This window comes from Streptomyces sp. NPDC053427, assembly GCF_044544985.1.
GTDB lineage: Bacteria > Actinomycetota > Actinomycetes > Streptomycetales > Streptomycetaceae > Streptomyces.
In genome coordinates, this window is record NZ_JBITYA010000001.1 from 1,017,686 (window position 1) to 1,038,151 (window position 20,466).

General features: G+C 70.6%; 18 protein-coding genes. 10 read left to right on the forward strand and 8 right to left on the reverse strand.

The features are described from left to right. Positions 1-15: 15 nt before the first annotated feature. Complete coding sequence (locus ACIGWZ_RS04140) at positions 16-951, reverse strand: GlxA family transcriptional regulator (RefSeq protein WP_400060814.1); 936 nt, start codon at positions 949-951, stop codon at positions 16-18. A gap of 72 nt (positions 952-1,023) precedes the next feature. Between ACIGWZ_RS04140 and ACIGWZ_RS04145 the strand changes: the two genes are divergently transcribed. After that, positions 1,024-1,359: a cupin domain-containing protein gene (locus ACIGWZ_RS04145; RefSeq protein ID WP_400060566.1), complete on the forward strand. Its 336-nt coding sequence runs from the start codon at positions 1,024-1,026 to the stop codon at positions 1,357-1,359. Positions 1,360-1,624: 265 nt separating this feature from the next. After that, on the forward strand, positions 1,625-2,125 hold the full coding sequence (locus ACIGWZ_RS04150) for a hypothetical protein (protein WP_400060568.1): 501 nt from the start codon (positions 1,625-1,627) through the stop codon (positions 2,123-2,125). Positions 2,126-2,456: 331 nt separating this feature from the next. On the opposite strand, the gene ACIGWZ_RS04155 is transcribed toward ACIGWZ_RS04150, so the two are convergent. Both ACIGWZ_RS04155 and ACIGWZ_RS04160 read right to left on the reverse strand, forming a co-directional pair. Next, positions 2,457-4,430 (reverse strand): collagenase, encoded by a 1,974-nt coding sequence (locus ACIGWZ_RS04155; RefSeq protein ID WP_400060570.1) that lies wholly within the window; start codon positions 4,428-4,430, stop codon positions 2,457-2,459. Positions 4,431-4,804: 374 nt separating this feature from the next. Beyond that, positions 4,805-5,779: a LysR family transcriptional regulator gene (locus ACIGWZ_RS04160; protein WP_400060572.1), complete on the reverse strand. Its 975-nt coding sequence runs from the start codon at positions 5,777-5,779 to the stop codon at positions 4,805-4,807. A 169-nt stretch (positions 5,780-5,948) separates the two neighbouring features. Here ACIGWZ_RS04160 and ACIGWZ_RS04165 point away from each other — a divergent pair, with 169 nt between their 5' ends. Then, positions 5,949-7,115 (forward strand): M6 family metalloprotease domain-containing protein, encoded by a 1,167-nt coding sequence (locus tag ACIGWZ_RS04165; protein WP_400060574.1) that lies wholly within the window; start codon positions 5,949-5,951, stop codon positions 7,113-7,115. A 70-nt stretch (positions 7,116-7,185) separates the two neighbouring features. Here the strand turns inward: ACIGWZ_RS04165 and ACIGWZ_RS04170 are convergent, their stop codons facing one another. From ACIGWZ_RS04170 to ACIGWZ_RS04190, 5 genes are read right to left on the reverse strand one after another with little or no spacing between them, the layout of a single operon-like run. Further along, entirely contained in the window at positions 7,186-8,166 is a 981-nt protein-coding gene (locus tag ACIGWZ_RS04170; RefSeq protein ID WP_400060576.1) for an ABC transporter ATP-binding protein, read from the reverse strand. Continuing rightward, positions 8,163-9,167 (reverse strand): ABC transporter ATP-binding protein, encoded by a 1,005-nt coding sequence (locus ACIGWZ_RS04175; protein WP_400060578.1) that lies wholly within the window; start codon positions 9,165-9,167, stop codon positions 8,163-8,165. The genes ACIGWZ_RS04170 and ACIGWZ_RS04175 overlap by 4 nt, the downstream gene beginning before the upstream one ends. Continuing rightward, a complete protein-coding gene (locus ACIGWZ_RS04180) occupies positions 9,167-10,153 on the reverse strand; it encodes an ABC transporter permease (protein ID WP_400060580.1) in 987 nt (328 codons plus the stop codon). Before ACIGWZ_RS04180 ends, ACIGWZ_RS04175 begins: the two co-directional genes overlap by 1 nt. Continuing rightward, on the reverse strand, positions 10,150-11,094 hold the full coding sequence (locus ACIGWZ_RS04185) for an ABC transporter permease (protein WP_400060582.1): 945 nt from the start codon (positions 11,092-11,094) through the stop codon (positions 10,150-10,152). The genes ACIGWZ_RS04180 and ACIGWZ_RS04185 overlap by 4 nt, the downstream gene beginning before the upstream one ends. 14 nt (positions 11,095-11,108) lie before the next feature. Further along, on the reverse strand, positions 11,109-12,854 hold the full coding sequence (locus ACIGWZ_RS04190; RefSeq protein ID WP_400060584.1) for an ABC transporter substrate-binding protein: 1,746 nt from the start codon (positions 12,852-12,854) through the stop codon (positions 11,109-11,111). Between the two features lie 299 nt (positions 12,855-13,153). Here ACIGWZ_RS04190 and ACIGWZ_RS04195 point away from each other — a divergent pair, with 299 nt between their 5' ends. The 7 genes from ACIGWZ_RS04195 (at position 13,154) to ACIGWZ_RS04225 (ending at position 20,413) form a co-directional block, all read left to right on the forward strand. Further along, positions 13,154-14,308 carry an NAD(P)/FAD-dependent oxidoreductase gene (locus tag ACIGWZ_RS04195; protein ID WP_400060586.1) on the forward strand — a complete coding sequence of 385 codons (1,155 nt, stop codon included), beginning with the start codon at positions 13,154-13,156 and terminating at the stop codon, positions 14,306-14,308. A gap of 53 nt (positions 14,309-14,361) precedes the next feature. After that, positions 14,362-14,676 (forward strand): (2Fe-2S)-binding protein, encoded by a 315-nt coding sequence (locus ACIGWZ_RS04200; protein WP_400060588.1) that lies wholly within the window; start codon positions 14,362-14,364, stop codon positions 14,674-14,676. Next, a complete protein-coding gene (locus ACIGWZ_RS04205; protein WP_400060590.1) occupies positions 14,657-16,237 on the forward strand; it encodes an FAD-dependent oxidoreductase in 1,581 nt (526 codons plus the stop codon). Before ACIGWZ_RS04200 ends, ACIGWZ_RS04205 begins: the two co-directional genes overlap by 20 nt. Before the next feature lie 88 nt (positions 16,238-16,325). Next, a complete protein-coding gene (locus ACIGWZ_RS04210) occupies positions 16,326-17,234 on the forward strand; it encodes a dihydrodipicolinate synthase family protein (RefSeq protein ID WP_400060592.1) in 909 nt (302 codons plus the stop codon). Between the two features lie 25 nt (positions 17,235-17,259). After that, the gene (locus ACIGWZ_RS04215; RefSeq protein ID WP_400060594.1) at positions 17,260-18,264 is read left to right on the forward strand and encodes a proline racemase family protein; all 1,005 of its coding nucleotides are present in this window, start codon (positions 17,260-17,262) and stop codon (positions 18,262-18,264) included. Then, entirely contained in the window at positions 18,261-19,643 is a 1,383-nt protein-coding gene (locus ACIGWZ_RS04220; protein ID WP_400060596.1) for an aldehyde dehydrogenase family protein, read from the forward strand. Before ACIGWZ_RS04215 ends, ACIGWZ_RS04220 begins: the two co-directional genes overlap by 4 nt. A gap of 47 nt (positions 19,644-19,690) precedes the next feature. Next, complete coding sequence (locus tag ACIGWZ_RS04225; protein ID WP_400060598.1) at positions 19,691-20,413, forward strand: GntR family transcriptional regulator; 723 nt, start codon at positions 19,691-19,693, stop codon at positions 20,411-20,413. The last annotated feature ends 53 nt before the right edge of the window (positions 20,414-20,466 follow it).

Consider the following 20,466-nt stretch of genomic DNA (forward strand, 5'->3'; position numbering starts at 1 on the left):
GGCCTGTCCGGCGGATCACGGCACCCGGAAGGCTCGCCGGTAGGCACCCGGGGTCGTGCCTGTTTCGGAGCGGAAGCGGCGGCGCAGGTTGACCGCGGAGGTGAGGCCGACGCGGGCTGCGATCGCCTCGACCGGCAAGTCCGTCTCCTCCAGCAGGGTGCGTGCTGCGGCCACCCGACGCGAGAGCAACCATGCACCCGGGCTCGTGTCGAACTGGTCGGCGAAGCGTCGGGCCAGGGTGCGGGGCGAGACGCCGAGGTACGCGGCCAGGTCGTCTACCGACAACGGTGTGTCGAGGCGCTCTTCGGCCCATTTGAGCAGGCCGTTGAGTGCATTCCCGGGCGGTGGGGGCGGCGTGTACTGCGCCCGACCGGCCTCGCGGTGCGGCGGCAGCACCATGTGCCGCGTGAGCAGAGCGGCGTGCGCGGCCCCGTGGTCGTTTTGGACCAGGTGCAGGCACAGGTCGAACCCCGCGCCCGCGCCGGCGCTGGTGGCGACGTCACCGTGATCCACGTAGAGCCTGTCCGGTTCCACGCGCACCCGGGGGAACTCGCGCCGCAGTTGCTCGGCACGCGCCCAGTGCGTGGTGGCCGAGCGGCCGTCCAACAGTCCGGTACGGGCCAGCGCAAACACCCCGGAGCAGATCGTGACCAGCCGCGCCCCGCGCGCGTGCGCCCGCAGCAGCGACCGGCACACGAGGTCCGAGAGCGGCTCCTCTGTCGGAAGCCAGCCCGGGATGATCACGGTGTCCGCGGTCTCGAGCGCCGATAGGCCCTGCGACACTGCCATCGCGTACCCGCCCGTGGTCGGCACTGGGCCGGGCGTCTCTGTGCACACTTCGAAGGCGTAGTGCTGCGGTACCGCTGGCCGCTTCGTGCCGAAGACCTCGACGGCGCAGCCGAGCTCGAAGACCGACTGCACCGGCCGTACCAGGGCCACCACGCGATGCATGGCAGGAAAGTACCCCATGATGTCATCGCAGTCTCTGTCCTGCCGCGGCTCACGCACGGCAGAGTTGCAGGCATGCATCCTGAGATCCTTGCGCAGGAGGGTTACACCTCCGCCTCTGTCGACGAATCCCCGGTCCGTGAGCTGTTTCCCGGGATCCGGCTACGTCCCCTGTGGCGGGGACCGGCCGGCGCGCACGCCAACGTGCTGGAGATGGAGGCGGGTGCCTCCTGGCCGCGCCGCGATGTCCACGAGCCGGGCCCGGAGGAGGTCTACGTGGTTGCCGGCACCTTCAACGACGGAGCACGCGACTACCCGGCCGGCACGTTCCTGCACGCCCCGGCCGGGTCGTGGCACGTGCCCTCGACCACCACCGGCTGCACGCTGTTCCTCTTTTACCCAGAGGGCTAGCGGTCCGCCGGGTCATGGGCGGAGCCGGAGCCGGAGCCGGAGTCGGAGTCGGAGTCGGATCGAGGTAACGGTGACGGTGCCGTGGAACATGGAGGCGCGCTTATCGGACCTCGTGGCCACGGCCCGGCTCCCCGCCCCATGGCCGTGCCAACGACCCGAGACCACGGCGGTCGCAAGATCCGCCGGACAGGCCGGTCGTCGGCGGGGCGGGGTGAGCGCTCCTCGCCGCGCAGCTCCGGAGCGCCGAGTGTCGTACCGTGGCCCGGTGGGGAACGTATTTGGTGGTGGGAAGCAGTCTCTGTACCTGTCCAACAGCGGCACGGAGGTGTTCATAGACGTGCTGATGCTGGCGGTATCTGATCTTGCCAGTGACGAGTGGGACTACCGCTTCGCGGCTCTTCTGACACTGCAGGACCAGAATGTGATGGGCCGAGGCGCCGTCGGATTCGAGCTGCAGGACATCGCGTGGGGCACCACTCCGCGGGAACGCGCCGAAGCGAAGGGCTTCGTGCTGCGCGCCACCGCACTCGCGTTGAGCCGCCACCGCTGGTGCGAGCTGGGCTACGACCCACCTTTCGCCCAGAACTACCTGTGCCAATTCAAAGCGATGGTCGAGTCCTTTGTGCCGACCGACGGCGCTCACCTCGCCGGAGGCTTCCCCACACCGGAGGAACGTGCGATGGCGTCATGCTCACAACATCGGATCCTCAGCGCGCTTCCGCACTGGAACGGGTGCTTCCGCTGCACCAGGCCAAGACAACCTTGAGTAGGCGAGTGGGCGAAGGCAGCAAACTGATGCGCTCGGTCTCATCCAGCCATCGACCGCGACAAGAGCCCTCTGCTTGACGCCGACAGGTGACGACGATGCGCAGCATCCGGCCCTGGAAGTGTCCTCCACGCTCCCCGTTCCGTCCGTGACCCGGTCCGCCGCGATACGCAGTCGGTGGAGTGCACGGCGCCCGCGGCCGGGGAGCGGGCGATAAACGAGCTGGACAGTGGAGAAGCCGGTGTCCCGCGCGCGCACGGTGCGCGGGACACCGAGTTCTCCTGGCTCAGTGTTCTCTTGGCTCAGTTCTTGCCGGTGGCCGAGGTCTCGGTCACCGTGCGCTCCGGGCCGGCAGTTGGCCGCAGTCGCCGCCGGCGCACTTGCTCAGCCAGTCGGCGAAGTCGGCGTCGTACTTGGTACCGATGGTGTCGCGGAGCAGGCTGTGGGCGGCGTCGTACTCGCCTGCGCGGTAGTGGCCGAGCAGGGTGGCCACATCATCGGGGTGTGACTGGAGCATGTACCGGACGCCCAGGTACCCCCACTGGTAGACACGGGTGGTGTCGGCGTTGTCGTAGGTGCTCTCGAAGAGCTGGCTGAGCTTGTAGGTGTTCTTGCCCGCCTCCTCGATCGCCCGGTCGTAGGTGACGCCGCGGTACGAGTAGGAGACGTACTCGGCGAAGCCCTCGACCCACATCACGGTCGGAGTGGTCTGCCCGGCCGCGAAGTCGCCGTACATGTCGAAGCGGCCGTCGAGGTAGTGGGTGTACTCGTGGTTGAGGTTCCAGATCTGGAAGGCGCCGTCCTGGGCCGGCTGCTCGTAGGCGATGAAGCGCGGCTGGTTGCCCTCAGCGGCCGGGTCGCCCTCCAGGTACATGCCGCCGTTGTTGGTGTCGATACCGAAGACGACACCGGCGTAGGTCTTGTAGTCGGTGCTGGAGTTGAAGGCGACGATCTCGATGTTGGTGTTCTTGTCGTCCTTGACCGGGCCGTTGTCCTTGACGATGCCGTGGAAGACCGGGTCCTGCTTGAGGATGCTGTCGCACGTGGCCGAGAGTTCGGACGCGGTCAGCTCCTGCGCGAGGATCTTCGCGCTCGGACCGCATTCGTGCTTGATCGTCAGCACCGCATCGCGCACGCGGTTCTGCAGGTCGCAGGTGTCGTACTCGGCGCAGTTCGCCTTGTCGAACTCATCGGTCATCTCGGCGAGGCCGACCCAGAGCGGGGCGGTGCGCCCGGTGATCTCGCTGCGTCCAAGCAGCTCCTTGACCAACGGCTTGACGGTGTCCTTGAGTTCGGCGTGCTGCAGGAAGCGGGCGAGTTCGCGTCCGGCGTTGCTGGCCAGGTAGGACTTGTCGGTGCCGAGCAGATCGCCGTGGGCGACGGCGAAGTCACGCAGTCCGGTGAGGACGCTCGGGTCGGCCTTCACGGCTGCCACGAATTCCGGCAGCTGGTGGCCGCGGAACAGCACGGTGTAGGTGTTGTTGACCGCCGCGAGCATCCAGTAGAACTGGTCGTACGACGCGTTGTAGTCCTTCTGCAGACGCTTGACCACGCCGAGGTAGCGGGCGTTCTCTTCGGAGCTGTCGATCAGGGTGACCGTCTCGGCCAGGGTTTCGCCGTTGGCCTCGGTGACGTCGAAGGCGTGGGACGAGCCGAAGAAGCCGTCCAGGGCGCCCTGTATGGCGCTCTTCAGCGCCGGGCCGTATTCGCCGACGTTCTCCGGCTGGTTGTACTGGATGTAGTAGCCGGCGCGCAGGTACAGCACCAGCTGGGCTGCGGAAGTGCTGTTGTCCCCTGGGTAGTTGGCCGCGACATCCTTGAACGCGTTCGCCACCGTGACCATCTGTTCCTCGCGGAAGAGGGCCTTGGAGTCCTCACCGGCCACGTTGAACAGCGTGTTGATGCAGGTGGTGTCCGACTTCTTGATCTGCTCGACCAGTTCAGCACCGGTCTTGGAGGTGAAGTCGCTGACGTTGCAGTCCGCCGCGGCCTTCGCCGCGGAGCGGGCCTTCTTGCGCTCTGCGGCGTTCTGGGTCGCGGGGAGCGGAGGGCGCTGCGCGGCGTTCGAGGGCCTCGTGGCCGATCGCGCGGGGTTGGCGGCGTGTCCGGGTGCGAGATCGGCGGCGAGCACGGTGGCGGAGGCGGGCTGTGGGGCGGGGGCCGACCTCGGCGCGGGCTTGCGCGCCTCGGCGCCGACCGGTGCCGCCCCGCCGTTGGGGGCGAGCATGGTCAGCCCCAGGCCGGCGGCGGCCACGGTGGATATCAGCAGTTGGGAGAGTTTCTTCACTGTGGGGGGTCTACGCATAGCGATGGCCTCCAGGCCGGTCGGCAGCCGCGAGAGGAGCACGGCAGTGGGGGGTGCGGACCTTGATGGCAACGGGAGTTGAGCACTCTCGGAGCTGTCAGGCCCGAGAAAAGTGTGACCGTACAATGTCACAGTTCACGTGTTAGTGAGAAGAGGGTTGCAAGCAAGAGAACAAGCCCTCTTTGCGTCCCTCCCGTGCGTCTCGCCGGGCTTCGGTGAGCGCCGCGGCGCCGGATTCGATGGAGAGGCCGGCCCGTCAACGGCCCTGACATGGTGGTTCTTCGGGACTTTCCATGAAGCCGGTGCTCTCTGGGGAGCCCTTCCGTAGCGGGGACCGCCGCCCGAGCGACGCCGCCGTCCGCCGGCCCGGTAGGTCAGGGCGCGAGCGGCACCGGCCGGGCCGCGTGCGGGTTCAGTTCCCGCCAGCGTGCGTACACCGGGCTGTCACGGCATGTGGCCAGATAGCCGTCGGCGACTCGGCGCAGGATCTCGATGCCGTACGGTGCGAGCGGGCCGTCGTGGTGCCAGGCCAGAATGTGCCGGTACCACAGGGGGTTTTCGGCCAGAGGGCGGACCGAGACGCCGGGTACTTCGATGAACGTGGCCTGGCAGAGGCTGACGGCCAGGCCTGCCCGCACGATCTCGATCAGCTGCCGCCCCTCCGCTTCATAGGGTGCGAAGGGAGTGCGGCCGGTCGAGGTGCAGACGGAAGCCCAGTACTCGGGGGTCCGGTCGCTGTCGGGCCGGGGGACCGCCCAGTCCTCCTCCAGGAGTTCGGCCAACGGGACCTCGTCCCGCGTGGCGAGCGGGTGGGCCGCCGGCAGAAGGGCGAAGACCGGTTCGCTGACGATCGTGTGGAGTGCCACGCCCGCATGCTGCGGTAGCTCCTGGCCGGGGTGGTCGCCGAGTACCGCCGCTTCCAGGCGGCGCGCGGCGAGGTCGTCGAGCAGGGCTACGGGGGAGTACTGGCAACGGCAGGTCAGGTCGGCCTCGGGCAGCAGTGCTTGGACGGCCAGGAGGAGGTGCCCCAGGAGCGGGGCGCCGACCGAGCCGATGCGGATCCGGTCCGCGGCCGTCATGCGGCGGGCGGCGCGGGCCGTGTCGGTGAGCAGTCCGTCGATGCCCGGGAGTACGGCGCGGGCCCGTCCGATGACCAGCTCGCCGAAGGGCGTGGGGACGGTGCCCGACTGTCGCCGGTCGAACAGGGGCCCGCCCAACGCGGCCTCGATACGGCGCAGCTGGGCGCTGAGTCCTGGTTGCGTCATACGGAGCGAGGCGGCGGCGCGGGTGAGGCTCCCCGCCTCGGCGATCGCGCACACCACCCGCAGATGCCGTATCTCCAGGTCCATGGCGCGGATGTTATGGACTGACGACAGCTTTCGGACAGGGGCGTGCGTCCGCAGTCTTAGGTGACATGACGCACGCGATGGGTATTTATGGAGAGGCAGTGATGACGTGAGGCGGCCACATCTTGTGCCGGGTACGGGGTTGGCGCCACGCACACGGTGGGCGTTTCTGGTGGTGTCGCTCGCCGCCCTGCTCCCGCTGTCGTTCCTCCTCGGCACCCCGGCCGCCCTCGGCACCCCGGCCGCCGACAGCGCGTCGGACTGTGCACTGCGCGGCACCACCGGCTGGACGGATGAAGGGCACGACACGGACTTCTCCGTGTTCCAGCGCCCGGCGGGAACAATCAAGGCAGCCATGATCTTTGTGGACTTCCCGGATGCCCCTGCCCCTGCCACCGAGTCCCCGGCCGACGACGCCGCACAGCTCACGCCCGGCGCGGACTGGCTGTGGAACGCCTCGTACGGCAAGGCATGGCTCGATATCACCCAGCACCAGCGCTGGGCGAGGATGCCGCACAACTCCACCGATTACGGATACGAGCGCGGGATGACGCACGAGCAACACGAGGCGTACCTCAAGGACGCGGTCACGGCGGCCGATCCGGACGTGGACTTCTCGCAGTACGACATGGTCTACGTCGTACCGACGAAGAACGCCTCGGCGGTCTCCTACACCCCCACGTATGTCTACGAGCCGGGGACGGCGGGCGTCGTCGCCGATGGCAGGCGGGTCAAGTGGGCGGTCACCTTCGGCCAGGACATGTGGCACTGGGGGAAGAAGCTGGTGGCCCACGAGACCGGCCATACCTTCGGGCTGCCCGATCTGTACGCCTTCGACAAGGGCGACGACGAGCACCGCTTCGTGGGCGGATGGGACGTGATGGGTCTGATAGGCGGGGCCGGGCCGCAGTACTTCGCCTGGCACTCCTGGAAGCTGGGCTGGATCGACGACGACCAGGTCGTGTGCCGGGCCTCGGCGGGCAGCGACACCGTGCACCTCACCGCCGTCGAGTACGGTTCCGGCACCAAGATGGCGGTGATACCCACCGGCCCCTCCACCGCGTACGTCGTCGAATCGCGGCGGGCCGTCCAGGCGGATACCGGCCTCTGCGCCGCCGGTGCGCTGGTCTACAGGGTCGACTCCTCCGTGAAGTCCGGTGAAGGGCCGATCCGGGTCATGGACGCCAAGCCGAGTGCCACCCCGGCATCGGGCTGTCGCCCCCTGGACGACGGCCCGTTCTGGGCCGGTGAGACGTTCACCGACTCCGCCGCGGGTGTCCGGATCGAGGTGCTGAGCGCCGACGGGTACGGCGAGACCGTGCGGATCACCACGTCGTAGCGTGACGCGGACGGTTGTGCCCCGGTTCCCGGGCGGGAGCCGGGGCACGGCTGTGCTCAGAGACAGGCTCTCAGACCGTTTCGGGGAAATGGCACGCCACCTGCCGCGCCGGGCCCGGTGCCGTGTACTGCAGGGAGGGCGCCTCGGTGCGGCAGATCTCCTGGGCCTTGGGGCAGCGAGGGTGGAAGGTGCAGCCGGGCGGGGGAGCGGACGGGCTGGGCAAATCCCCGAGCAGGGTGATCCGCTCCCGGTCCCGTTCGGCGGCGGGGTCGGGCAGCGGGACGGCGGACAGCAGCGCGCGTGTGTAGGGGTGCGCCGGGGCGGCGTAGACCTGTTCCTTCGCTCCGATCTCGACGATCCGGCCCAGGTACATCACGGCAACCCGGTCGCACACCCGCTTGACGACGGACAGGTCGTGGGCGATGAAGAGGTAGGCCAGGCCGAGTTCGCGCTGGAGCCGCTCCATCAGGTTGACGATCTGGGCCTGGACGGAGACATCGAGGGCGGAGACCGGCTCGTCGGCGACGACGAGGCGGGGGCCGGTGGCCAGTGCGCGGGCGATGCCGATGCGCTGGGCCTGGCCGCCGGAGAACTCGTGCGGATAGCGGTCGATGTGCTCGGGGATGAGCCCCACCAGCTCCATCAGCTCAGCGGCACGCTTGCGGGCGCCCGCTGCCGAACTGCCCTGGACCAGCAGCGGATCGGAGATGATCCGGGCCACCGTCTGGCGCGGATTGAGCGAGGAGTGCGGGTCCTGGAAGACCATCTGCAGGTCCTTGCGGAGCGGCTTGAGTACCCGCTGCGACAGGTGGCTGATGTCATGTCCGTCGTACGTGACGGAGCCGGCGGTGGGTTCCAGGAGCCGGACGATCGTGCGGCCGGTGGTGGACTTGCCGCAGCCGGACTCGCCGACCAGGCCCAGCGTCTCACCCTCCGCCACGTGGAAGGTGATGCCGTCGACGGCCCGGACCGGTGCGGATCGCTTCCTCCCGGGGAACGTCACCGTCAAGTTCTGCACGGACAACAGGGGTTCGGTGGTCGTGGTGGTCATGGGGCCATGCCTTCGTACGCGGGGAAGTGACAGGCGGCCGGGTGCCCGGTCGGGCCGTCGAGGAGGGGGAGTTCGCTCTCGCATCGGGCGCGCTCCTGGGCGGGGGCGTCGGCCGGCCGGGGGCAGCGGGGCGCGAACGCGCAGCCGGGGGCCGGGGTGAGCAGGGACGGCGGGCTGCCGGCGATCGTCCGCAGCGGTTCCTCGTCGCTGTCGTCGAGACGGGGAAGGGAGTCGAGGAGGGCGCGGGTGTAGGGGTGGGCCGGTGCCGCGAACAGGGTGTCCACATCGGCCCGTTCGACGGCCCTGCCCCCATACATCACCAGAACGTCGTGGGCGACCCGGGCGACCACTCCCAGATCGTGCGTGATCATGATGACGGCCAGTCCCCGCTCCTGTTGGAGCCGGGCGATGAGCTCCAGGATCTGCGCCTGGACGGTGACGTCCAGGGCGGTCGTCGGCTCGTCCGCGATGAGCAGCTCGGGTTCGCAGGCCAGGGCCATCGCGATCATCACGCGCTGGCGCATGCCGCCGGAGAACTGATGCGGGTACTCCCGCGCCCGGCGCCGCGGCTCGGGGATGCCGACCTCGCCCAGCGCTTCCACGGCCCGCTCGCGGGCGGCCCTTCGGCCGCTGCCGAAGTGCACGCGGTGGTGCTCGGCTATCTGCTCGCCCACGGTGTAGTACGGGTGGAGGCTGGACAGCGGGTCCTGGAAGATCATCGCCATCTTCCGGCCGCGCAGCCGGTTCAGATCGCGCTCCGGCAGGCCCGTCAGCTCCCGGCCGCCCAGGGTGAGGGAGCCGGTGACCGAGGCGCCGGTGTGCAGCCCCATCACCGCCAGGGAGGTGACGGACTTGCCGGAGCCGGACTCGCCGACGATGCCGAGGGTCCGGCCCCGGTGGACCTCGAAGCCGAGGCCGTCCACGGCCCGTACCGGACCGCGCGGGGTGGGGAAGGTGACCGTCAGGTCCCGGACCGAGAGCACGGTTTCGGGAGCGCTCATCAGTACCTCACTCGGGGGTCGACGACGGCGTAGAGCAGGTCGACGGCCAGGTTGGCGACGACGATGAAGGTGGCGGCCAGCAGCGTCACTCCGAGGATCACCGGCTGGTCGCCGCTGGAGAGCGCTCCGTAGAAGAGCCGCCCGATGCCGGGGAGCCCGAAGAGGGACTCGGTGATCACCGCGCCGGCGAGCAGTCCGCCCAGATCCATGCCGAAGAGGGTCAGGACCGGGGTCATACCGGCCCGTAGCCCGTGTTTGACCACGACCGTCCGGCGCGGCAGGCCTTTGGCGCGGGCGGTGCGGATGTACGGCTCCGCCATTGTCTCGATCATCGAACTGCGGCTCTGCCGTGCGTACATCGCCGCGTACAGGATGGCCAGCGCCAGCCAGGGCAGCAGCAGGTTCGACGCCCAGTCGAGCGGGTTGTCGCCGAACGGCACGTACTGGGGGTAGGGCAGCAGGCCCGCGATCCGGATCACCCCGTAGATCAGCATCACCGAGGTGAAGTAGACCGGCAGCGAAGCGGCGGCCACCGCGCCGACCATGAGGACGCGGTCGGTGAGGGTGTCCTTGCGCAGGGCCGCGGCGACCCCCGCGGACAGCCCGAGGACCAGCCAGATCACGGCGGCGCCGAAGGCCAGCGAGGCGGAGACCGGAAGGCGGTCCATCAGCAGGTCCCAGACGGACTCGCTGTTCTCGTAGGAGTAGCCCAGGCACGGGAAGCTGCAGTGCAGCTCGTACTGACCCGTGCCCATGGTGCGGCCCGTGAAGATGCCGGTGACGAAGTCGGCGAACTGCCGCCACAGGGGCTGGTCGAGGCCCATGTGCTCACGGATCGCCGTCAGCCGCTCGGTGCTGCACGACTTGCCGCAGGCCGCGGCCGCCGGGTCGGACGGCAGGACGTAGAAGATGGTGAAGGTGATGGCGGCGATGGCGATCAGGACGCCGATGACGCCGAGTATCCGGCGCCCGAGGTAGAGGATCATGTGCGGCTTCCCCTCGGGTCCAGGACGTCCCGCAGCGCGTCGCCGAGCAGCGTGAACGCAAGCACGGCCAGGAAGAGGCAGGCGCTGGGGATGACGAAGTACATGGGGTCGGTGTCGTAGAAGGCGACGCTCTCGGCGATCATCTGGCCCCAGGAGGGGGTGGGCGGGCGGACGCCCACGCCCAGATAGCTCAGGGCCGCCTCGGTGGCGATCATCCCCGGGATGATCAGGGTGGTGTAGGCGATGACGGGCCCGGCGACGCCCGGGAGGATGTCGCGGGTGAGCACCCGCCAGGGGCCGGCGCCGCCGACACGGGCGGCGTCGACATACTCGCGGTGCTTGAGCGTGAGCGTCTGGCCGCGTACCAGGCGGGCGATGCCGGGCCAGCCGAAGAGCCCGATCACGGCGGTCATCAGCACGATCCGGTTGACGTCCCGGGCCACCGACATCATCGCGATCATGAAGATGAGGGACGGGAAGGACATGATGAGGTCCATCAGCCGGGAGAGCACCGCGTCGGTGCGGCCGCCGAAGTAGCCGGCCGCGATCCCGGCCGCCGTACCGGCGACGACGACGATCGCGGTGGCGGCGAAGGCGATGAACAGCGAGACCTGCGCGCCGTGCACGACCCGGGCGAACAGGTCGCGGCCGGTGACGGGTTCGACCCCGAGCCAGTGGTCGGCGGAAACCCCGCCGAGCGGGCCGATCGGCTGCCCGCCCAGGTAGGGGTCGACGGCGGTCTTGTCGAACTCCTCGGGTGACCAGCCGCCCAGCGTGCTGAGCAGCGGGGCGGCCGCCGCCATGATCGCGAAGAGCGCGATCACGACGAGGGAGATCTTCACGGCGGTGCGTCGGCGCAGGTGCTCCCGGGCGAGCTGCCAGGGGCCGCTGCTCGCCGGAGCGGTCTTGACGGCCGGTGCGGACATGGAGGTGGAGGCCATGGTGGGTACGCTCCTCAGCCCTCGCTCTTGGCGGGGTCCTTGAGACCGACCGAGGCGTAGTCGAGCTGGCCGCCGAAGGAGGTCTGCCCGTACGCGCCCGCGATGTTGGTCCCCACCACCAGTGGCCAGCGGCGCACCAGGACCGGTTCGGCCGGGGCCTTGGCGAGGATCTCGCCGTCCAGCTCCCGCCAGGCCGCGTTCGCCTTCTCGGCGTCGGTCATCGCGGCGATCTCGTCCATCCGCTGCATGGTCGGCTTGTCGCGGAAGAGGGAGTGGTTGCCGAGGTTCCCCTTCTCCTTGATGTAGCGGCCGTCGAAGACGAAGGGAAGGAAGGTGGAGCCGGAGGGGTAGTCCGGGCACCAGCCGGTGTACACCATGTCGGTGCGGTTGGCGGTGTCGCCGATGGTGGCGTAGAAGGCGGACGGGTCGACCGTCTCGATGGTGACCTTGATGCCGGCCTTGGCGAGCGACTCCTGGACCGCCTCGGCCCGCCCCTTGTCGCCGTTGGAGACCGTCATCTTGGTGGTGAAGCCGTTCGGCTTCCCGGCCTCCTTCAGCAACTGCTTTGCCCGGTCCGCATCGCCGGTGTCGGGGATCTTCAAGGTGTCCGGCTGCTTGCCGCCGAAAAGGGCTGCGGGCATGTACGCGTGGGACACGTCATTGAAGGCGGGGCCGCCGGAGGAAGTGATCACCGCTTCCTTGTCGAGGGCGTACTGCACGGCCTGACGGACCTTCACCTTGTCGAAGGGGGCTCGTCCGGTGTGCATCTGCACCATGTCGGTGCAGTTGGTCGACTCGGCCAGCAGCCGCTCGCGCACGTCGGCTCTGGGCAGGACCTTGGCCGCGCTCTCCGGCCGCAGCGCGTACCACGGGACGGCGGAGGCGTCCGCGCCCTGGCTGGCGATCATCCGGTCGTCGATCTGGTTGGGCTTGAGCCCCATCACCATGACCAGCTTGTCCGGGTACGCCTTGCGTATCCCGTCGGTCTTGGGGTCCCAGTGACGGTTGCGCACCAGGATCAGCTTCTTGTTGCGCTGGTATGTATCGATCCGGTACGGCCCCGAGGAAAATGGCCGGTTGTCGTAGCGGGGCCCGTTGTCCTTCGCCTTCGGCACCGGGGCGAAGGTGGGCATCACCGTCGCGTTGGGGAACTCGGCGAAGGGCTTGCGCAGTTCGAAGACGATCGTCGTGTCGTTCGGCGTCTTGACGGAATCCAGGTGCTCACCCTTGGCCGGGCCCCGGTAGCCCTCGGCGCCCTTGAGGTAGCGGGCCGCGTAGTCGGCGCCGCCGGGCAGGTCCGGGGAGAAGGACCGCTCCACGTTGTACTTGATGTCCTGGGCGGTGACCGGCGTCCCGTCCTCGTACTTGACCCCCGGTCTGAGGTGGAAGGTCCAGGTCTTGGCGCCGTTGGAGGGCGTGCCGAGGTCGGTGGCGAGGTCGGGGACCAGCTCGCCGCCGGCGGTTCCGGGGGCCGCCTTGTACGACACCAGGGTGCGGTAGAGCAGCCGGGTCCCGAAGTCCATGTCGTTCATCACCCAGTTGCGGGCCGGGTCGAGGTGGGTGAAGTCCTGGTTGGACAGGACGGTGAGGGTGCCGCCCTTCTGTGGCGTCCCGCCGACCGCCCGGCCGCTGTTGGCCGTTGCCGGGTTCTTGCGGCCGCGGGTGCCGTCCGCCTTCTGCCCGCCGGAGCAGCCGGCTGTGCCGAAGGTGAGGGCCGCCACCAGCGCGGTGGCCAGAGCTGTGCAGGTGCGCTTGTCCATGAGTGGTCACTCCGGAAGCAGTTGGACAGCCAGTGGCTGGAATGTGACCGGTAACATAGTAATGTGAAATTGCACTGACAAGCCCTCACCGACTTCGTTACCCACCCGTGCTCGAGCGGCTGTCGTGGGCGACCCCGCGGCCGCCGCAATCCGTACGCACGTCATGATCTGCCGGTCTCGGCGGAACGCGCCGCGTTCCTGGGCGGCGGGCGGAACTCGTCGGCAGGCAAAGGCAATCGATCCGACGCGAGGGATCGCGGACCCTTGGCAGGGGCTGTGCAATGTGAAATATTACTGACGTGCTCACGAGGAACTTCGCAGACGTCATCGTCGTCGGCGCCGGCGTGATCGGTGCGGCCTGCGCCTACTACGCCGCCCGGTCCGGCCTCCGCGTCACCGTGCTCGACCGCGGCCCCGTCGCCGGCGGCACGACGGGGGCCGGCGAGGGCAACCTCCTGGTCTCCGACAAGGAGCCGGGGCCCGAACTCGAACTGGCCCTGCTGTCCACCGGCTTGTGGCGGGAGCTGGCCGAAGAACTCCCGCCGGACATCGAGTACGAACCCAAAGGCGGACTGGTCGTCGCTTCCACCGAGAGCGGAATGGCCGCACTGCGGGACTTCGCGACCGGGCAGCGCACGGCGGGTGTCACGGCGGACGAGGTCCCGCCCGACCGCCTGCACGACCTGGAGCCCCATCTCGCCGGCGGCCTGGCGGGCGGCTTCCACTACCCCCAGGACGCGCAGGTCATGCCGGCGCTCGCCGCCGCACATCTGCTGCGCGCGGGCGGCGACCGGATCCGGCTGCGCCTCGGCGCGGAGGTCACCGGCCTGCTCACCGGGGCGAGCGGCGAGATCCGGGGAGTGCGGACGACGGCCGGGGAGCTCCACGCCCCGTACGTGGTGAACGCCGCCGGGACCTGGAGCGGCGATCTCGCCCGCCTCGCGGGCGTGGCGCTTCCCGTACGGCCCCGCCGGGGCTTCGTCCTGGTCACCGAGCCGCTGCCGCGCGTCGTCCGCCGCAAGGTGTACGCGGCCGACTATGTCGCCGATGTCGCCAGTGGCTCCGCGGCGCTGCAGAGTTCGGCGGTCGTCGAGGGCACCCCGGCGGGACCGGTCCTGATCGGCGCCAGCCGGGAACGGGTCGGCTACGACCGCACGCTGTCGGTCGAGGTGCTGCGGCGCCTGGCGGCTCAGGCCACCGCGCTCTTCCCGGTGCTTGCCGGGGTCCGGGCGATGCGTACCTACCTCGGCTTCCGCCCCTATCTGCCGGACCACCTGCCCGCCATCGGCCCCGATCCACGCGTCCCCGGCCTGCTGCACGCCTGCGGCCACGAAGGTGCGGGGATCGGGCTCGCCCCCGCCACCGGACTGGCCGTCGCGCAATCGCTGACCGGCGGCGAACCGCCGCTGGACATCGCCCCGTTCCGGCCGGAACGCTTCCCTCCAGCAGCCTGAGACCGCCTGCGATGACCGCCATCACTGCCATGCCCGCCATGAGAGGAGCACCCGTGGCCCGTACCCCTGCCGAGCTGGTCGGCGCCCAGCCCGGTCCGCCGTTCCGGATCACGTTCGACGGCCGCGCGGTGACCGCTCTGCCCGGCCAGTCCGTCGCCGCCGCATTGTGGGGCGCCGGAATCCTGGCCTGGCGCACCACACGCAACGGCGGGCGCCCGCGGGGCGCGTTCTGCGGCATCGGACAGTGCTACGACTGCCTCGCGACCATCAACGGAGAGCCCAACCGGCGCGCCTGTCTGGTGCCGGCCCGGCCGGGGGACGCCATCACCACTCAGGAAGGACACGGCCGTGCCGCTCTCGGCATCTGAACCGTACGACCTCGCGGTGATCGGCGCGGGCCCCGCCGGCCTCGCCGGCGCCGTGACGGCCGCTGAGCTCGGCCTGTCCGTCGCCTTGCTGGACACCTCCACCCACACGGGCGGGCAGTTCTACCGCACCCCGGCGCCCGCCCTGGGAGCCGTCCGGCCCGAAGCCCTGCACCATGACTGGTCCGCCTACACCGACCTGCGCCGACGCCTTGCGCAGAGCGACGTCCGCCATCTTCCCGGGCACCACGTGTGGAGCGTGACCAAGGACGACGGGGCCGCCGATGTGTGGTCCGTGCACGCCGTCACCGGGGCCGACGGCGGCGGCGAGCGCCCCGTGCGCGTACGGTGCCGCGCGGTGCTCCTGGCGACCGGTGCGTACGAACGGCAACTCCCCTTCCCCGGTTGGACGTTGCCCGGCGTCGTGGGCGCCGGGGGAGCGCAGGCCATGCTCAAGTCCGGCCTGGTGCTGCCCGGGATGGGGGCATCCCCTGGTCGAGAGAAGTCGAGAGCTGGGGGAAGGGTCGTCGTCGCGGGCAGCGGCCCCCTCCTGCTCGCGGTCGCCTCCTCGCTGGCAGCCGCCGGCGCGAGGGTGCCGGCCGTCGTCGAGGCGTCCGGCTATCTGCGCTACGCCCGGCACCCCCGGGCGCTGGTCACCAATCCGCACAAGGCGGCCGAGGCGCTGGTCCACGGCGCGGCGCTGCTGTGGCACCGGGTGCGGGTACGGCTGCGCAGCGCGGTCACCGAGGTGCACGGAACCGATCGGGTGGAGGCCGTCACCGTCATGCGTCTCGATCGCGACTGGCGCCCCGTACAGGGGACGGGACGGCGGATCGACTGCGACGCGCTGGCGGTCGGACACGGCCTCGTTCCCCAGGTCGACCTGGCCACGGCGCTCGGCTGTGCCACCCGCCCGCTGCCCGACGGCACCAGGGCCCTGGCCCTGGACGGCCTTCAGGAGACCTCGGTGCGCTCTCTGTGGGCGGCGGGTGAGACCGGGGGAGTAGGTGGCGCCCAACTGGCCCGAATTGAAGGGGAGTTGGCGGCAGTCGCCGCTGCCGCCCGGCTCCTCGGCCGCCCCGCCCACGCCGGCCGGGTCCGGGAACTCCAGCGGCGCAGGGGCCGGATGCGCGCCTTCGCCGAGGTGATGACCGCGGCCCACGCGCCCGGCCCGGGGTGGGCGCGTGGGCTCCCGGACGACACCGAAGTGTGCCGCTGTGAGGAGGTCACCGCCGGGCGGATACGCGAGGCGGTCGAGGACCTCGGAGCGCGCGACGCACGTACCGTCAAGCTGCTGACCCGAGCCGGGATGGGCTGGTGCCAGGGCCGGATGTGCGGTCCGGCGGTGGCCTGCCTCATGGCCGGCGACCGAGCCGCCGAACTCCCGGCAGGCGGCCGCCCGTTCGCCGCACCCGTCCCGCTCTCGGTGCTCGCCGCGCTCGACGACCCCGTCGGACCCGTGGTCAATGAACCCGGGGGCGACGCCAACGAGCCCAAAGGCCGATCCGAAACCACATCCGCGCCCGGCGCCGCCCCCGGCGGTGCCCCCGACACCGACGGATGATCCGGCGGTGAGGCCGACCTCAAACCAAGCCCCTCGGGGCGCGCCGCAGCAGAGTAAAATGTCACATATCACAGAGAGGTTTCCCGGCATGACCGCCACCACGTGGAACACCGCCCGCCCCTGGCGCGGCATCATGGTCGCCACCGCCCTGCCCCTGCGTGACGATCTGTCCGTCGACCACGACGCCTACGCCGATCACGTCCGCTGGCTCCTCGACAACGGCTGCGACGGCGTGGTGCCCAACGGCTCGCTCGGCGAATACCAGACCCTCACCGACGAGGAGCGGGCCCGCGTGGTGCGGACCGCCGTCGAGGCCGCGGGCGACGGGGCACGCGTCATGCCCGGCGTCTCCGCCTACGGCAGCGGCGAAGCCCGGCGCTGGGCGGAACACGCGGCCGACGAGGGCTGTGGCTCGGTGCTCCTGCTGCCTCCGAACGCCTACCGGGCCGGTGAGCCGGGCGTGCGCGCCCACTACGCCGAGGTGGCGCGGGCCGGGGTGCCGGTCGTCGCGTACAACAACCCCATCGACACCAAGGTCGACCTCACCCCCGGCATGCTGGCCCGGCTGCACCAGGACGGCAGCGTCGTCGCCGTCAAGGAGTTCACCGGTGACGTCCGCAGGGCGTACGAGATCGCCGAGCTGGCCCCGGAACTCGATCTGCTGATCGGCGCCGACGACGTTCTGCTCGAACTCGCCGTCGCCGGTGCCGTCGGCTGGATCGCCGGATACCCCAACGCCTTCCCCGCCGGCTGCGCCACGCTGTACCACGCCGCTGTCGCGGGCGACCTGGAGACGGCCCGCCCGCTCTACAAGTCCCTGCACTCCCTGCTGCGCTGGGACTCCAAGACGGAGTTCGTCCAGGCCATCAAGCTGTCCATGGACCTCGTCGGCCGACGCGGCGGGCCCACCCGCCCGCCGCGCTCCCCGCTCACCGCGGAGAACGAGGCGGCCGTGCGGGCCGCCACCGAGAAGGCCGTCGCCGACGGCCACCGCTGACCACACCCCCACGGAAAGGACGCCCGTGCGTACCCGTCACGTATTCCACGCCGTCGACTCGCACACCGAGGGCATGCCCACCCGCGTCATCACCGGTGGCGTCGGCGTCATCCCCGGCGCCACCATGGCCGAGCGACGGACGTACTTCATCGAGCACATGGACCACCTCCGGACGCTCCTGATGTACGAGCCGCGCGGCCATGCCGCCATGAGCGGCGCCATCCTCCAGCCGCCCACCCGCCCGGACGCCGACCACGGAGTCCTCTACATCGAGGTCTCCGGACTGCTCCCGATGTGCGGGCACGGCACGATCGGGGTCGCCACCGTCCTGGTCGAGACGGGCATGGTGCCGGTGACCGAACCGGTCACCACCGTCCGGCTCGACACTCCGGCGGGGCTGGTGACCGTCGACGTACGGGTCGCGGACGGCGCGGCCGAGTCGGTGACGTTCACCAACGTGCCGGCGTTCTGCGCCGCGCTGGACAGCAAGGTGACCGTGCCCGGATACGGCACGGTCACCTACGACCTCGCGTACGGCGGCAACTTCTACGCCATCGTCGAACTCGACGCGCTGGGGCTGCCGTTCGACCGTGCGCGCAAGGACGACCTGCTGGCCGCCGGGCTCGCCGTCATGGACGCGATCAACGCCTCGCCCCAACGGCCCGTGCACCCCGAGCAGCCGGAGATCGCCGGAGTCAAACACGTCTACCTCGCCGCCCCCGGCTCCAATGCCCGCCACTCGCGGCACGCGATGGCCATCCACCCCGGCTGGTTCGACCGCTCCCCGTGCGGCACGGGCACCTCGGCCCGGATGGCCCAGCTGTACGCACGCGGCCAACTGCCCCTCGGCCAGGACTTCGTCAACGAGTCCTTCATCGGCACCCGCTTCACCGGCCGCCTGATCGAGAAGACCACCGTCGGCTCGCTGCCCGCCGTCGTGCCGACCGTCACCGGACGCGCCTGGATCACCGGCACCGCCCAGTACTTCCTCGACCCGGCCGATCCCTTCCCCGGAGGTTTCCTCCTGTGACCGACCCGGTATCCCTCATCGCCTCACGCAATCCGGCCGACCCCTCCGACGTACTGCTGCAGGTCCCGGCGCCCGGCGCCTTCGCGGTCGCCGACGCAGTGGAGGGGGCCCGCGCCGCGCAGTCCGACTGGCTGTGCGGCGGCGCGGCGGCCCGTTCGTCCGCCCTCGGCGCGGCCGCGACGGCCATCGAGGCCGCCGGTGCCGAACTGGCCGCGCTCGCCGTACGCGAAGTGGGCAAACCCGTCACCGAAGCCCGCGCCGAGGTCGCACGCACCGTCGCGATCTGGCGCTCCTACGCCCAGGCGCCGTACGAACCCGTCGGCGCCGTCCACGAGACCGCAGCGGGCCCCGGCCTGCTGCTCACCCGTCGGCGCCCGTACGGCGTGGCCGGGCTGATCACGCCCTGGAACTTCCCCTTCGCCATTCCGAGCTGGAAGGCCGCCCCGGCGCTCGCGGCCGGAAACACGGTCGTCCTCAAGCCCGCTCCTGAGGCCACCGCCTGCGCCGTCCGGCTGGCCGAGATCGTCGAACAGTCCCTGCCGACCGGGGTGTTCACCGTCCTGCCCGGAGGGGCGACGGAGGGCAACGCCCTCGTCTCCGCCGCCGACGTGGTCTCCTTCACCGGCTCGACCGCCGTGGGCCGGACCGTCGCACACGCCGCCACGGCCCGGGGCGTGCCGGTCCAGGCCGAGATGGGCGGCCTGAACGCGGCGATCGTCCTCCCGGACGCGGACATCGCGCAGGCCGCGGCCCACATCGCCGCCGCCGTCGCCGGGTACGCGGGCCAGAAGTGCACCGCCACCAGCCGCGTCGTCGCGGTCGGGGCGGCGCTCGACCCGCTGCGGGAGGCGCTCTGTGAAGCGCTGCGGGCCCTTCCCGTCGGCGACCCGGCCGACGCGGCGACCGTGACCGGGCCGCTGATCAGCCGGCACGCCCGCGATCAGGTCCAAGACGTGTGGCACGGGCTGAATGTGCTCGCGGGCGGCACCGTGCCCGACGGGCCCGGCTGGTACGCGGCCCCGACGCTGGTGGACAAGGCACCCGCGGGTCACCGCCTACTGAGCGAAGAGGTCTTCGGGCCGATCGCGGCCCTGCTGCCCGCCGACGACCTGGCCCACGCCGTACGTCTCACCAACTCCGTGCCGTACGGCCTGGTCACCTCGGTCCACACCGCCGACCTCGACACGGCCCTGGGCGGACTCGACCGGCTCGACACCGGAATGATCCGGATCAACGCCCCGTCCACCGGCGTCGACTTCCACCTGCCGTTCGGCGGAACCAAGGCATCCAGCCACGGGCCACGTGAACAGGGCAGGGCGGCGCTGGAGTTCTACACCTCCAGCCGGACCTACACCCTGTCGCCCACCAGAGCAACGTGACATTGTACCCTGGCGGTCCATGCCAGACCGAAGGGATCACCACCGCCATGGGGCACCTGAAGCACCGCGATCTCAACGTCGGCCGGGAACGGCTGCGGGACCAGGTGAGCAATGCCCTGCGGGCCGCCCTGATCTCCGGCGAGCTGCGCCCGGGCGAGGTGTATTCGGCGCCCGCACTCGCCGAGGACTTCGGCATCTCCGCCACCCCGGTACGTGAGGCGATGCTCGACCTGGCCCGTGAGGGCCTGGTCGAGCCCGTCCGGAACAAGGGCTTCAGGATCACCGAGGTCAGCGAGCGCGACCTCGATCAGTGCACCGAGATCCGCGCACTGATCGAGATCCCCATGGTCGGCCGGATCACCCGCAGCGCCACACGTGAGCAGCTGGAGGCGCTGCGCCCGGTCGCCGAGGAGATCGTGCGGGCGGCCCGTGACCACGACCTCATCGGATATCTGGACGCCGACCGGCAGTTCCACCTGTCGCTCCTGGCGCTCTCCGGCAACGACCGCCTGGTCGAAACCGTCGGCGACCTGCGCAAGCGCTCCCGGCTCTACGGGCTCGCCGCCCTGGACGAGCGCGGCGAACTGATCCCCTCGGCCGAGGAACACCTGGAGCTGCTCGACCTGATGCTCGCCGGCGACGCCAAGCGGGCGGAGAAGTGCATGGCCGCGCACCTGGGCCATGTCCGCTCCCTGTGGGCCGGCGGCAGCAGCTCTTCCCCGGCCGATGACAAGGGAACGGCGCGGCGTACCAGGAAGCGGTCCGGCTGAGGTTCTGAGGCGCCGAGGCGGGGCGGGCACCCATAACGCCGCGCTATGCCCAA